General features: G+C 38.4%; 17 protein-coding genes and 1 riboswitch. Of the genes, 3 read left to right on the forward strand and 14 right to left on the reverse strand.

Annotated features, from left to right (window positions below; all coding sequences use genetic code 11):
* Positions 1–89: 89 nt before the first annotated feature.
* On the reverse strand, positions 90–383 hold the full coding sequence (locus SHYC_RS11285; protein ID WP_039647212.1) for a WXG100 family type VII secretion target: 294 nt from the start codon (positions 381–383) through the stop codon (positions 90–92).
* A 303-nt stretch (positions 384–686) separates the two neighbouring features.
* Here SHYC_RS11285 and SHYC_RS11290 point away from each other — a divergent pair, with 303 nt between their 5' ends.
* Positions 687–1,562, forward strand: coding sequence for a CHAP domain-containing protein (locus SHYC_RS11290; RefSeq protein WP_039647214.1), 876 nt, complete (start codon positions 687–689; stop codon positions 1,560–1,562).
* A 48-nt stretch (positions 1,563–1,610) separates the two neighbouring features.
* On the opposite strand, the gene panD is transcribed toward SHYC_RS11290, so the two are convergent.
* Genes panD through panB form a run of 3 tightly spaced genes read right to left on the reverse strand, consistent with a single transcriptional unit; the run spans position 1,611 to position 3,653 of the window.
* Positions 1,611–1,994 (reverse strand): aspartate 1-decarboxylase, encoded by a 384-nt coding sequence (gene panD / locus SHYC_RS11295; protein WP_039647216.1) that lies wholly within the window; start codon positions 1,992–1,994, stop codon positions 1,611–1,613.
* Positions 1,991–2,848, reverse strand: coding sequence for a pantoate--beta-alanine ligase (gene panC, locus SHYC_RS11300; RefSeq protein ID WP_039647217.1), 858 nt, complete (start codon positions 2,846–2,848; stop codon positions 1,991–1,993). Before panC ends, panD begins: the two co-directional genes overlap by 4 nt.
* The gene (gene panB, locus SHYC_RS11305) at positions 2,841–3,653 is read right to left on the reverse strand and encodes a 3-methyl-2-oxobutanoate hydroxymethyltransferase (RefSeq protein ID WP_039647219.1); all 813 of its coding nucleotides are present in this window, start codon (positions 3,651–3,653) and stop codon (positions 2,841–2,843) included. Before panB ends, panC begins: the two co-directional genes overlap by 8 nt.
* A 66-nt stretch (positions 3,654–3,719) precedes the next feature.
* On the opposite strand from panB, the gene SHYC_RS11310 reads away from it, so the two are divergent.
* On the forward strand, positions 3,720–4,589 hold the full coding sequence (locus SHYC_RS11310) for an oxidoreductase (protein ID WP_039647222.1): 870 nt from the start codon (positions 3,720–3,722) through the stop codon (positions 4,587–4,589).
* A gap of 89 nt (positions 4,590–4,678) precedes the next feature.
* Here the strand turns inward: SHYC_RS11310 and SHYC_RS11315 are convergent, their stop codons facing one another.
* The 4 genes from SHYC_RS11315 to SHYC_RS11330 all read right to left on the reverse strand — a co-directional run bounded on the left by SHYC_RS11315 (position 4,679) and on the right by SHYC_RS11330 (position 6,170).
* Entirely contained in the window at positions 4,679–5,230 is a 552-nt protein-coding gene (locus SHYC_RS11315; protein WP_039647750.1) for a hypothetical protein, read from the reverse strand.
* 83 nt (positions 5,231–5,313) lie between these two features.
* Entirely contained in the window at positions 5,314–5,499 is a 186-nt protein-coding gene (locus tag SHYC_RS11320; protein WP_039647224.1) for a hypothetical protein, read from the reverse strand.
* A 35-nt stretch (positions 5,500–5,534) separates the two neighbouring features.
* The gene (locus SHYC_RS11325) at positions 5,535–5,849 is read right to left on the reverse strand and encodes a DMT family transporter (protein WP_037564979.1); all 315 of its coding nucleotides are present in this window, start codon (positions 5,847–5,849) and stop codon (positions 5,535–5,537) included.
* A complete protein-coding gene (locus tag SHYC_RS11330; RefSeq protein WP_039647227.1) occupies positions 5,850–6,170 on the reverse strand; it encodes a DMT family transporter in 321 nt (106 codons plus the stop codon).
* 50 nt (positions 6,171–6,220) lie between these two features.
* A riboswitch (guanidine-I (ykkC/yxkD leader) is annotated at positions 6,221–6,324 on the reverse strand.
* Between the two features lie 594 nt (positions 6,325–6,918).
* On the opposite strand from SHYC_RS11330, the gene SHYC_RS11335 reads away from it, so the two are divergent.
* Positions 6,919–7,128, forward strand: coding sequence for a hypothetical protein (locus tag SHYC_RS11335; RefSeq protein ID WP_039647229.1), 210 nt, complete (start codon positions 6,919–6,921; stop codon positions 7,126–7,128).
* A 184-nt stretch (positions 7,129–7,312) separates the two neighbouring features.
* Here SHYC_RS11335 and cntE read toward each other — a convergent pair whose 3' ends face one another.
* Genes cntE through cntA form a run of 6 tightly spaced genes read right to left on the reverse strand, consistent with a single transcriptional unit; the run spans position 7,313 to position 13,473 of the window.
* Positions 7,313–8,503, reverse strand: a complete 1,191-nt coding sequence (cntE, locus tag SHYC_RS11340; protein ID WP_039647231.1) for a staphylopine family metallophore export MFS transporter CntE — start codon at positions 8,501–8,503, stop codon at positions 7,313–7,315.
* Positions 8,504–8,514: 11 nt separating this feature from the next.
* Positions 8,515–9,255, reverse strand: coding sequence for an ABC transporter ATP-binding protein (locus SHYC_RS11345; RefSeq protein WP_039647233.1), 741 nt, complete (start codon positions 9,253–9,255; stop codon positions 8,515–8,517).
* Positions 9,249–10,067, reverse strand: coding sequence for a staphylopine uptake ABC transporter ATP-binding protein CntD (gene cntD, locus SHYC_RS11350; RefSeq protein WP_039647235.1), 819 nt, complete (start codon positions 10,065–10,067; stop codon positions 9,249–9,251). Before cntD ends, SHYC_RS11345 begins: the two co-directional genes overlap by 7 nt.
* Positions 10,064–10,930 (reverse strand): staphylopine uptake ABC transporter permease subunit CntC, encoded by an 867-nt coding sequence (gene cntC, locus SHYC_RS11355; protein ID WP_039647237.1) that lies wholly within the window; start codon positions 10,928–10,930, stop codon positions 10,064–10,066. Before cntC ends, cntD begins: the two co-directional genes overlap by 4 nt.
* A complete protein-coding gene (gene opp1B, locus SHYC_RS11360) occupies positions 10,931–11,863 on the reverse strand; it encodes a nickel/cobalt ABC transporter permease (protein ID WP_039647238.1) in 933 nt (310 codons plus the stop codon).
* A gap of 11 nt (positions 11,864–11,874) precedes the next feature.
* Positions 11,875–13,473: a staphylopine-dependent metal ABC transporter substrate-binding lipoprotein gene (cntA, locus tag SHYC_RS11365; RefSeq protein ID WP_039647239.1), complete on the reverse strand. Its 1,599-nt coding sequence runs from the start codon at positions 13,471–13,473 to the stop codon at positions 11,875–11,877.
* Positions 13,474–13,489: the final 16 nt, after the last annotated feature.

Genomic DNA, 13,489 nt, shown 5'->3' on the forward strand with positions numbered 1-13,489 from the left:
CTATGTCTATATCAAGGAATTATTTTATATGGGTAGCAATGTGTTATTAATCGAACCCATATATATCTATCAACTATGTACGCTAAAAATTAATTTAAACCAAAGTTGTTCGATAATTGTTGGTCTTGTTCTTGAACAGCATCTGCAGTGCTATTTAATTGTTGCTTGATTTCTTCTAATAATTGCGCAAACTTTTCTACCTTAGGTGTTAATTGTTGGAATTGTTCTTCAAAACGGTTGAAAGCTTGACCTTCCCAGTTAGAAGCAATCTCGCCTTGCGCACGTGTTAACTCAGATAAAATTTGTTGAATTTGTTCAGAACCATTCCCATATGCTTGAGACTTTGCTCTGATTTCTTCAGGGCTCATCTTAATCATTGCCATAATAAATAACCTCCTAGATGTTTTCAATTAATAACTATTGCTGAAAATTAGACGTATATAAATTCATTAAAATTTTTATACTCAATCTTCCTACTTAGGATACAAAATTCACTTCTTAATGTAAATAGTTTATTTAAAATTACTTTAATCTTTTACTTTTAAAACGTTAAATTATTGATAGCACTAGGAATTTAAGCTAGTTTAATTTTTATACAAGATACAATTAATCAATTTATCATTCCACTTATTATCATTTTTGTGTATACTAACATTAAATTCTAAAAGAAGGAACTGCGTTACAACATGAGTACTTATATTTCTAAATGCGTTACAACTTTATCTACATTAACCATACTGGGCGCAATACATAATGACGCCTCATATGCATCATTAAAAGCAGATCAAGCACAACATCCTCATGCAACATTTCACATTCACCAAGATGGGACTTATACATATTCTTATGGAGATGTACGCGGATCTAAAAATGGATACCATCAATCGAATGATGATTCCGTATCCCCTCATCAATCCTATGCACCTCAACCGCATGTACACGTTCAATCACCATATCCTGTGACACCACCCGTGCATGCTCCGGTATCACCTGTGTCACCTCAGCCACCTTCGCCAACACCGCCAACGACACCGAATGAGGATGCATCTAGGTCTGTGGCTCCTGAATCTAAAGCTTTTAAGCGCGATGCAAAAGGCTTTATTCGATCGATTAATACTGATACTTTATACGAAGAGTTACAAATTCTCCACTTTAATGAGGATGCTTTAACACCCGATGGCAAACCTCTCGCGTTAGGTAACGGTAAAATTATTGACCAACCGATTTACACGAGTAAAAACAATCTATATACAGCAGGTCAATGTACTTGGTACGTCTTTAGTAAACGTGCACAAGCTGGAAAAACCATTAGTACATTTTGGGGCGATGCGCGCAATTGGGCCGCAAAAGCAGCAAGCGAAGGATTTACGGTGAATAAAACACCTAAAGTGGGTGCAATTATGCAAAATTATGAAGGTCCCTATGGTCATGTTGCTTATGTCGAACGTGTCAATTTAGACGGAAGCATTCTCATTTCAGAGATGAACTACATTGCACCATATATTACTTCTACGCGCACGATACCTGCTGGATCTGTACACGCTCACAATTATATTCATTAAAATAAAAATCCATGAGCAGCGTTATAGCCATTCATGGATTTTACTTTTTTAAACGATAACAGTATTTTCTTTTTCAATAATCATGTGGTCAATTTCGTTGTTTTCATTCATTACTGCGACTTTCGGGCTATGTGTTGCCAGTTCTTGGTCATCCAGTTGCACATACGTCATGATAATGACGATATCGCCGACTTCAACAAGACGTGACGCCGCTCCATTCAAACATATTTTACCGCTTCCTCTTTCTCCAGCGATGACGTACGTTTCAAAACGCGCTCCGTTATTATTATTCACAATTGCCACTTTTTCATTGGGTAATATATCCACCGCATCAAGTATATCTTGGTCGATTGTAATACTGCCAACATAATTTAAATTTGACTCCGTGACGCGTGCACGATGAACCTTACTATGCATCATTGTTCTTATCATTTTATTTCATCTCCAATAATAATATTATCTATTAAACGTGCTTTCGAAAATTTTACAGCTAAAGAGATGAAAATCTGACCAGAAATGGTTGTTTGTTGTACTAATTCCGGATAACTGTAAATGGCCACTTCTTCAATTGTGCCATCGGTATGCGTTTTGAGATATTCCGTGACTGCTTCAATAATGATGTCACTTTGACGTTCTCCATCTTCATACATTGTGCGTGCCAATTGTAAACTTTTGAATAAGTGTGGCGCTTGTTGACGCTCCGCCTCGGTTAAATACACATTTCGTGAACTTCGAGCGAGTCCGTCGCGTTCACGTACGATGTCTACTCCTTCGATGACTACAGAATGATTCATTTCTTTTACCATCTGAGTCACAATCGCCAATTGTTGGGCATCTTTTTTACCAAAATAGGCCACATGGGGTTGTACAATGTTGAACAATTTATTCACAACGGTAACTACCCCATCAAAATGCCCTGGTCGTTTTTCTCCTTCTAACACAGATGCGAGACGTTCTACTTTCAACGTAATATCTAAACGATTGGGATACATATCTTCTACACTTGGATAAAAGACGTAATCGACACCAATGTGTCGTGCTGCTTCCGTATCTTGTTCAATCTGTCGTGGATACGCATCAAAATCTTCATTCGGACCAAATTGTAATGGATTAACGAACACACTTATGACCGTGATGTCGTTATATTCAATCGATTGACGCATCATCGTTAAGTGCCCTTCATGTAAGGCACCCATCGTCGGCACAAAGCCAATACTTTTACCTTCTAAACGTAATCTTGATGTCAATTGTTGCATCTCTTGTATTGATGTAATTACTTTAGTCATTGAACTCACCCATAATTTGTTTTTGATACATATAAGCTTCAGAAGGAAACATACCTGCTTTTACTTCTTGATGATACGTTTTTAATGCTTCAATTCCGACTGAGAAGTCGCCATATTGTTTTACAAATTTTGCATAACGATCCACACCGTAACTCAACATATCATGATAGACAAGCACTTGACCATCAGTATCTTTACCCGCACCTATCCCAATGACTGGTATAGAAAGCTGTTCTGAAACAACTTTTGCCAAGTCACTTGGAATGGCTTCAAGTACAAGCGCGACTGCGCCCGCCTTTTCAACTGCTTTTGCGTCTTCGATCAATTTTGTAGCGGCCGCTTTAGATGCGCCTTGCATTTTATACCCTAAAATACCCACACTTTGTGGTGTAAGACCGAGGTGCGCGACAATCGGAATACCCATATGTGTAGCTTGTTGAATAAATGGTGTTAAATGTCCACCTTCTACTTTAAGCGCATTACCTCCGCTTTGTTGATATAAACGTACTGCATTGTTTAAATCTGTTGTCATGTCAATACCGACTGAACCAAACGGCATATCTACTACAATAAATGTATTTGGCGCACCACGGCGCACCGCACGACTATGATGTAACATATCGTCTAACGTCACTTCAACCGTACTCTCGTATCCAAGTACCGTCATCCCAAGTGAATCCCCAACTAAAATCATATCAATATCGGCAGCTTCTACTTGTTTGGCACTCGGATAATCATATGCCGTCACCATCGTAATTTTCTCATTCTCTCGTTTCATTTGATGTAATTGGCTTAAAGTTTTCAATGTCATCACCCTTTTTTGATATACTTCATGATAAGTATATCCAATTCACTGAAAGGAGCAACTCATATGACTACAATTGGCATCATCGGTCCCGGCGCTGTCGGCACTGGCATTGCCCATGCATTAGAAGACAGTGCTTTTCTCGTTGATCTTTTAGGTAAGCGCGAGGAAACATTAACATTTTATGAGTATGCGACGAAAGAGACCTTTCCGATAACGGTCAAGGCGTTGAACACGACCGACATGCAATACGATTGGTTAATTATCGCAGTCAAAACGACGCAACTGGATGCAATTTTATCTGATGTACAGCGTTTGATACACCCACATACACGTATCATACTGGCACAAAATGGTTACGGACAGCATGAGAAAATCAAGCACGCCTATGTTTATCCAGCTGTTGTCTACATCAGCGGTCAAAAAGAGGGTACACGCATTACTCATTTTCGTGATTACCGATTACGCATTCAAAAAGATGTGCACACCGAACGCCTTCAACACGCACTCTCACAAACGCCTTTAACGTTAGATCTAGAACCACACATTGAACGCCAAATTTGGTATAAACTTCTTGTAAATTTAGGGATTAATTCCGTGACTGCACTTTCACGTGATACCGCAAAAGTATTAAAGTCGCCATCAATGGCACACGTGTGTCGTCAATTAATTGAAGAAGGACGCCAAGTGGCAAAAGCAGAAGGTATTCACTTTGATGCACATACCGTTGAAGAAATCATGACCATTTATGCAGGATACCCTGATGATATGGGCACAAGTATGTACTACGACGTTATGAATCAACGGCCTTTAGAAGTTGAAAACATTCAAGGTTATATATTGCGACAAGCACAAAAACATCACATCGACATCCCTTATTTAACAATGGCGCATACGTTGTTAGACTACCAACATCAAAAAGCGACTACATTTTAATATATAAAAAAGCCTTCAAAATCCATCACAGAATGCACTTTGAAGGCCAATTTATATTTAAATGAATGATGACGCATTCATCATGTAACTTACATATTATCGTTTTCAGATGTTTGTATAAATTGAAGTTCATACACATCACGGTCTTGATAACTATTAAAATGATCAATTTTACCTTTTAAATAAAGTGTTTGTTGTTTCCGACTCGCATTGTGTTTAAATTGAATTTTAATTTTTAAATTAGATTCGTAGCCATTATTTTGAATCGTACTTTCTAACTCATGAAACACTTCATTATTAATAGGCAACATATACCCCTCTTTACTCGGTAAAATGCTGGCATATTTTTGTTGTAACACATTATCTTCATCAATGTAAATTTTAATTTGGAGCTCTTTTGCCGCTCCTGCACCCATATTGTACAGTTTTAAAAAGTCATCACCCATGTTGTCACTATCTTTATCTGTCGTATTTCTTAGTGTTAAATGATCGCCATCTCGGGTCATCAATATTTGATTAAATCCAAGTGCCGGTAAAAAACTCATTTTCATTTGATAAAGTTGTACGGAGACAGATATAAAATAGAATAACGCCATCACAAATGTACCGACAGATCCTATCGCAGACAATACGTTTATGATATTCACCATATACCTCCTTTAAAGATACTTAAAAGCAGTATTTGTGTTATTCCACTTACATGTTGACGTAAAACTTGAACTTATTAACGATGTTGACCTAAAAAGTCTTTTGGCGTAATGGGGTAAAACGTCCATGTGAGCAACAACCCGAATAAAACGGCCCCAAGCGTCATATTCATCCAGTCGATATCATGCCCCACTACCGCAAGTAACGTTACACCTAAAAATCCTAATATACTCATACATAGCCATGTAATGATAAACTTCATTTTCTAAACCCTTCCTTTATATAAAATCGTGCGCTTTAATTGATTAATTTTAAACCGATGGTACATCCTAATATCACCGCAATACATAGTAAACGTAATGCATGCTTACTTTCACCATAAAAGATAATACTCACTAGTGTGCCACCTACTGCACCAATGCCAGTCCAAATCGCATACCCCGTACTCATGGGTATCGTCTGTAGCGCAAGTGACAATGTGGTTAGACTCAACATAAATGTGAGTGCGACACCTAGAATGGCGATTTTTTTATGATGTTGCGCATAAATATTCATACATACAACCCCAAGCATTTCAAGCAGTCCAGCGATGATTAAATAGATCCATGCCAATTACGTCGCCTCCTCTGTTGTCGTCATCTTAAGCCCAATGACGCATAGTAATAAACAAATGATGAACAACAGTTTCACCATATTAAATGGTTCATCAAATATGAGAAAATCCACAATCGTAACACCGGTTGTCCCAAGTCCGACAAACGTCGCATAAGCTGTACCCACTGGCAATGTTTTACTCGCATTAAGTAAAAGTGCGAAACTCATTGCAATCGCTATAATCGTCAAAACCCATGTTTCCACCGTTGTCGCATGTGTAATTCCAATGACCCAAGCCACTTCAAAACACGCGCCAATGATTAATTTAAGCCAATTCATGATACAACCCTCCTCAAATAAAAGAACCTGAGAGACTTATGTATGCATAAATCTCCCAGGCTTTTGTCCTTCCGTGTCATGTAATGTCGTATTACATGGGTTTTCTCTCGGACCAGACTATTTATGAAAATACGGAACCCTAGAAAACCTAATTATTTCTATCACATTGAATTCAACGTCCACCATAATAGCACACAACATGTGACGTGTAAACCTTTGGAATTAAGTTTATTTTATAGTCATTCTATACAAAAAATACCAGACATTTAGGATGCCTTGCTGTCCTTTTTGAATATTTTTAAAACTTATAGAGAAAAAGTTAAATAATTTGAGCAATTTTAATTTGTTTCTAATGTTCATGCATTATAATCATACGTGTTAGAAATTGAAAATCGTTCGAATGTCTATCATTTTTCCAAGTTTTGATACAGACAATCCTAATTCATTTCAATTTCTAACAACAATAATCCTCTTAGCACGTGCTATTAGTGTAGGCCGGAACCCCACTTCCGGTCTTTTTTTAGTACGGCTATCTTACTAATATACCCTGTTTAAGTGCACTTTTTCAATCTCTTCCGACGTTTTTTTAGTTTTTATCATGTTTTCTATAATGTTTAATTCCGCAAAAGTAAAATTTATTGTAAATGTAGCCTGATTACGCATGCATATATTACGTGTCTTATAGTGTGAACTATAAACGGATACACCTATAAAAATTAGGGTATGGAATTAAAAAGGAGGCAATATCATGAATCGCAAAGATGTCGAAACACCGCATTCAACAGAGGTTAATGAAGAAGACCGTTTGAGAACGAAAGAACGTGAACAACAATGGGCAGAATATCAAGAATTTGAAAATCAACAACACCATGGCAATAATAAAAAAATCATTTGGATAGCGACAAGTTGTCTCATTATATTTATCATCTTATGTGTCTTATTAATCGTTTTATTTTAGTTAAATACTGTTATGCATAATAAAGAATGCTATAACCCTATGTAGAATGATTTATAGTATGAAAAACCGCGTAGTTCTGTAGGTCGTAGCAGTGAATGCATGTACACATAAAGATAATAAAACCACACTCTATAACCACAAAAAACACGGAGTCTCACGCATGTGCGTGTGACTCCGTGTTCTGTTATTCGCCGATAAATTGTTGTCGGCGTTCGATACAAAAGAGTGTTGTTGCGATTAACATGATGCCACAGATCAGGTACATTGCCGAATAATTTGTAAGGTCAGCGATCGGTCCCATTAACGCGGAACCCAATGACACACCTAAATCTGCTGTGGCAATAAATAACCCGAGCAACATGTTTCGGCCGTATTTTGGCAATTTGAAACTTAAAAATGACGTTAATGTTGGATAAATAAGCGCTTGGGCTATACCAATAAGTATCGCACTGATGTATAAGACAAAGGCGCCGACGATATGCCCCACACTAATGCCTAATACAGCTAGGGTTAATAAACTCATCACTTTTAACATAAATCCAACATGCCATTTACCATCTGATGGAATATAACGTCTTAAATAAAAACGTGCTAATACGACTGTAATCGCTTGTAATGCAAGGAAAAGGCCTGCGTGACCTACACCATACGTTTGTGTATATAACACAATAAATGTTGCAACCGCTCCAAAACCAATAGAGGCCACTAACATGACTAATCCTGCTTTAAATAAAAATTCATTTTTAAAAAACTGTGTAAATACGGAAACCGGTCCGAAAGGCAATGCTTCTTTCTTTTGAGGCGTAGGTTCATCTTGCACGTTGTTATCTAACGTTGCACTAAAACCAAACACCCCTGTTGTAATCGCAATAACGATCATCGCGATCGCAAAGTAGCTCATATTGTCTAATTGCCAAATACCCACTGCGATTAACGGACCAATGACACCCGGTATGTATGAAAAGAGCGAGTAAAGAGAGATGCCTTGTGCACGGTCTTCTTCCGGTAATGCATCGATAATCCCAATTTGAAGGGCCATTGAGAAAAAGGCGGTACACACCCCTTGCATTACCCGGGAAATAAAGTACCCTTCAAGTCCCGTAAAACCATACATCACTAATGCGACACCATTAATGACTAAAATCCATCGCAAAATTTTAATCGGACCAATATTCGCGATGACGTGGCCTGCCCATGGACGAAATAACATTGCTGTTAACATGTAGGCCCCCATCACGATACCTATTGTCGTGTTGGTTGCACCTAAGTCATGACCTCGTAACGGAATCATGACATTTAAAATTGCATTGGCACTAAAGAAAAATAGCGCTAAAATATAGAGCCTTAAAAAAGGCCAAGCGAGCGCGCCTTTCATTACGTCGCCTCCTAATAGATAAGTTGTTTTTCAAGCAATGCGCGCGTATACGGATGTGTCGCATCGTGAATTTGATTTTTGGCGAGTGACTCTTGAATTTCACCCTCTTTAAAAATAAATAAACGATCACATAAATACGTGGCTGCTTGGATATCATGTGTAATAAATATATAACTCAAATGATATTCATGTCGTAATCGGACTAATAAATCTAAGATTTGCGTTTGAATTGACATATCCAATGCGCTAATCGCTTCATCTAATAATAAATAGTCTGGCTTAGTACTAATGGCGCGCGCGATCGCGACACGTTGTGCTTCCCCGCCAGACATCATCTGTGGATAACGCTTTAAAAAACTTTTGTCTAAGCCTACTTCTTCAAGTAAACGAATCATTTCTTGATGCATATCTTCTTTAGATAACTTAAGTTGTTGAAGCGGCTCTTTTAAAATCTGTTCGACATTAAAATACGGGTGTAACGATGATTTATAATTTTGAAATACTGCACTCATTTGACCACGTCTCACCTCACGACGACAGACACATTGGCCGTTAATATCGACACGCCCGCGATCAGGTTTTTCAATACCAAGAATCATCCGGCCAAGCGTGGATTTACCACTCCCACTTTCACCGATAATACTGATACTCTCACCTTTCTCACATGAAAAACTGACGCCTTTAACAACTTCTCGATATTGGCGCGTGCCTTTATCTCGGTATGACTTGGACACATCTTGAATGGTTAACATGAGTGGTCACCTCTTACTTTCTGGAAATAAGATGTCAACTTACGACGCGCATTCACAAGGTATTGCGTGTACGCATGTTGTGGATTTTCCAACACATCCTTCACCGATCCATATTCAATGACATCGCCATTTTTCATAACGAGCACATCATCCGCAATATGTTTCACGACTGCTAAATCATGCGAAATAAAAATCATCGCACAACCTACAGTCTCTTTAATGTGTTGAAACTCTTTTAACACATCATATTGAGTAATGACATCTAGTGCCGTCGTCGGCTCATCCGCGATAATGAGTTCCGGCTTTAACGCAAGTGCCATTACAATCATTAAACGTTGTAGCATACCGCCAGACAGTTCGTGAGGATATGCACGCATGATTCGATCGAAATCGTGTAAGCCTAACATATCAAAATAAGACTTGAGAAGGGTCTTTTGGGTTGTCGCATTTGTGATATGATGATGGTTTAAAATGGTACGCATTTGGTAGCCAAGCGTAAAAGAAGGGTTAAACGCCGTACCTCCTTGTTGCATAATCATCGCAATTTCATTACCACGAATGTGACGTAATTGGGTTTCGCTTTGCTGCAATAAATCCATCGTATTAAAGTGCGCTTCACCACTCATTTGAATGTTGTGGTCATTGAGCCCAAGGAGTGCTTTACACGTAATTGATTTCCCACTGCCACTTTCACCAATAATCGCTAAAATTTTTCCCTTGTCCAACTTAAATGAGCAATGATGGACAAGGACGTGATTCGTATTGCCATCAATCAGCGTTAATTTTTGAACATCTAAAATTGGTTTACTCATGACATCACCCCACGTTTCACACGCTGCCTTACTTGTTGTTGTGATAATTTTGGATCAACGGCAATTTGAATAGCATCAGATAAGAAATTAAATGCGAGGACGATAATAATAATCGCAATCCCCGGCGCAAACATCAATTCTGGATGACTGAACATCACTTTGCGTGCTTCATTCATCATCATCCCCCACTCTGCTGTTGGGGCTTTGACACCAAGACCAATAAAAGAAAATCCAGAAATTTGTAGAATCATCGATACCATAGAACTTGACGAAATCACCGCAATATCTGCTAGCGTTAACGGTAAAATATGCGTCATAATGATGCGCGTATGTGATAAACCAATAGCACGCGCAAATTTAACGTCATCTGAGTCACGATACTGCATCACACTCGTTCGGATGATTCGGCAAAACCATGCCCACCGCGTAATGATAAACGCGACAAATATACTTTCCAAGCCGATACCTAATACACCAATTAATGCGAGCGTCATCACATAGGTTGGAAACGATAACATGACGTCACAAGCGCGCATTAAAATCGTATCAATCCATCGACCAAAATAGCCGGCAATAAAGCCTAAGATCATCCCAATGACAACCGCACATAAAAGTGCCGCTAATACTAACATTAAACTTGGACGAATCGCATAAATGAGTCGTGTCAAAATGTCACGCCCTAAATGATCCGTCCCTAGCCAATGCGCAAAAGACATACCGGCAAATTTATTCTGAATATTGACGGCGGTAGGGGTATATGGCGTTATCAGTGACGCACAGATACCTAATAATAAATACAATCCTATAATAAAGAGTGCTATTTTTGCACCTCGGTCTTGCCATAAACGTTGAAGGACTACCATTTAATTGCCCTCCCTTAATTTAGGATTGAGCCACATATTAATAATATCTGCGAGTGTATTTAATAAAATAAACAGTACGGAAATAATTAATACGTATGCTTGGATAATTGGAAAGTCTTGTTCCATCACAGCTTTGACACTTAATTGCCCCATCCCTGGCCAAGCGAAAATGTTTTCGATAACCACCGACCCGCCTAAAATGATTGGAATTGACATACAAAATATCGATACAACGACTTGCATCGCATTGCGAATCACTTGTAGGACAATCGTAGGATAGCGTACACCCATCGCTCGGGCATATAAGACATAATCTTGATCCAATTGTTGAATCATCGCACTTCTCACATTTCTAAAGTAGATCCCGATATACCCTAACGAAATGGTCAGCACCGGCAATACATAACTTTCAGGCCCTGTCAGCCCTGAAGTCGGCAACAGATTCATACCTACTGACACGTAAATGATTAATAATGCTGCTAACCAATACGAAGGTATCGCCGTTAATATAAACGCCGTACTACGTGTGATACGGTCAAACCATGTGCCACGCCAAAGTGCTGTCAAAGTACCGAGTATGATAGACATCGTTATAATCACTACGCTCGAAACGAGTGTTAACTTTAAAGTATTAAAAAATGCTGGCCAAACACGGGTGCTGACATCATCACCCGTGACAAAGCTTTGGCCAAATTTAAATTGTAATGCGTCTTTGAGCCATTCCCAATATTGCACAAGAAACGGTTCATCGAGGCCGTATTTCGCGCGTGTTTCTTCAATGAGACTTTGTGTAATATTCGGGACTTCTTGCGCATGTAAAATGACAACAGCGGGATCTTCATCAGACAGCCGCGTCAATGCGAATGTAAGAAAACTAATCATAATTAGAAGCGGCAGGGTCAGTAATAACCGTTTAACGATACTGTATCCCATTATGTCACTCCTTATTTGTAATCCATTTCTTCAAATGGTAATTCATATTGAGATTGTTTAAATGTAATACCTTTAAATTCTTTAGGTGCAATCACTGTCATACCACCATGAGAAATCGGAATAAAAATCGCTTCGTCGTGAACTGTATTCAAAATGCTGTGATATTTTTGATCTTGCTCTTTCGCATCTTGTGTTCTTAATGCATCATCAATATTTTGGTATAACGCATCTTTATTGTCGATTCCAGATGTTGCAGCTTTGTAACCTGTATCCGTTTTAAAGGCTGAAATAGTACTTTGTGGATCATATTGTAAGCCCCATGTTTGGTTGAACAACAAATCATAATTGCCGGATGTACGACGTTCTGCAATTTTGTCTGACGTTTCTCCTACAATATTTAATTTCATACCAATTTCTTCTGCTTTTGCTTGAATAAATTCAGCTTCTTGTTTTTGTGAATTAGAGTTATTGTCGTAATATAATTTCATCTCTAACTTTTTGCCATCTTTTTGACGTAACTCCCCTTTTTTCTCTTGCTTCCATCCTGCTTCGTCTAACGTTTTCGCCGCTTCTTTCAAATCAAAGTGACGTGGTTTTAAATCTACATTCGCATGCGGTACGTTTTTAGAGAACAATGTAAACGCAGGCTTTTCTGTCTTATCTAAAATTTTGTCTGAAATACTCTTTTGATCGACACTTTGCCATAAAGCAATACGCACTGCTTTGTCATGAGCTGGGCTGTCTTTTTTACCAGAATTAGCAACAATCATCTTTGTATTCATCGGTTGGCTACGCTTTAATTGATAGTCACCAGAATCTGTTAGTTTTTTCACGGCTTCGTTATCGATATTATCTGTTCCGCGGTCATCAGTGAACGCAAAATTCACTTCCCCTTTTTGTAATGCTAAAAATGATGTTTCCCCTGCAGGTAACACTTTAGCAACAATACTTTTCAATTTAGGTTTGCCGCCCCAGTAATCATCGTTTCGTTCAAATGTTGCACTTTCATCTTTCTGATGGTCTTTTAATTTGTATGGTCCTGTACCACTAAAAGCTTTCAAGCCATCTTTTGTCCCGCCATTTTTAAAGGCCTTAGGAGAAACAAAAACATAAGGACGTGTCATCGCAAGCTCTTCTAAAGTTGCGTTGTATGGTTCTTTTAACGTTAATACAAATGTATGTGCATCTTTCGCTTCTGTTTTATCCATAATTGTTGAAAGTTTAATCCATGAGTGTAAAGACTTGTTCGCTTGAACGGCGTCAAAATTCTTTTTCACCGCTTCCGCATCAAATGGTGCGCCATCATGGAATTTCACACCTTCACGTAAATGAAAAGTATAGGTTTTACCATCTTCAGAAACATCCCAAGATTTCGCAAGTAATGGTTGAATCCCTTTTTGCGTATTATCTACAAGTGACTCGTATACCATGCCTTGTGCGGACATTGAACCTCCATAGACATGTGGATTCATATCGCCAATATCTTTAGATGTCGCATACGTAATATTTTTGTCTTCTTTCTTTTGCTCTAGTGCCTTGGAGTTGCCACACGCCGCTAATACAACGAGTGCCGTTAATGCTAAAATAAACCATTTAAATGTCTGTTTCATTCTCTTATTCCTTTCA

Origin of the sequence: Staphylococcus hyicus (genome assembly GCF_000816085.1) — a bacterium.
Taxonomy (GTDB): Bacteria; Bacillota; Bacilli; order Staphylococcales; family Staphylococcaceae; genus Staphylococcus; species Staphylococcus hyicus.

Coding starts and splice junctions, on each gene's coding strand:
- SHYC_RS11285 (WP_039647212.1), bottom strand. CDS start 383: ATGGCAATGATTAAGATGAGCCCTGAAGAAATCAGAGCAAAGTCTCAA.
- SHYC_RS11290 (WP_039647214.1), top strand. CDS start 687: ATGAGTACTTATATTTCTAAATGCGTTACAACTTTATCTACATTAACC.
- panD (WP_039647216.1), bottom strand. CDS start 1,994: ATGATAAGAACAATGATGCATAGTAAGGTTCATCGTGCACGCGTCACG.
- panC (WP_039647217.1), bottom strand. CDS start 2,848: ATGACTAAAGTAATTACATCAATACAAGAGATGCAACAATTGACATCA.
- SHYC_RS11310 (WP_039647222.1), top strand. CDS start 3,720: ATGACTACAATTGGCATCATCGGTCCCGGCGCTGTCGGCACTGGCATT.
- SHYC_RS11320 (WP_039647224.1), bottom strand. CDS start 5,499: ATGAAGTTTATCATTACATGGCTATGTATGAGTATATTAGGATTTTTA.
- SHYC_RS11330 (WP_039647227.1), bottom strand. CDS start 6,170: ATGAATTGGCTTAAATTAATCATTGGCGCGTGTTTTGAAGTGGCTTGG.
- SHYC_RS11335 (WP_039647229.1), top strand. CDS start 6,919: ATGAATCGCAAAGATGTCGAAACACCGCATTCAACAGAGGTTAATGAA.
- cntE (WP_039647231.1), bottom strand. CDS start 8,503: ATGAAAGGCGCGCTCGCTTGGCCTTTTTTAAGGCTCTATATTTTAGCG.
- SHYC_RS11345 (WP_039647233.1), bottom strand. CDS start 9,255: ATGTTAACCATTCAAGATGTGTCCAAGTCATACCGAGATAAAGGCACG.
- cntD (WP_039647235.1), bottom strand. CDS start 10,067: ATGAGTAAACCAATTTTAGATGTTCAAAAATTAACGCTGATTGATGGC.
- cntC (WP_039647237.1), bottom strand. CDS start 10,930: ATGGTAGTCCTTCAACGTTTATGGCAAGACCGAGGTGCAAAAATAGCA.
- opp1B (WP_039647238.1), bottom strand. CDS start 11,863: ATGGGATACAGTATCGTTAAACGGTTATTACTGACCCTGCCGCTTCTA.
- cntA (WP_039647239.1), bottom strand. CDS start 13,473: ATGAAACAGACATTTAAATGGTTTATTTTAGCATTAACGGCACTCGTT.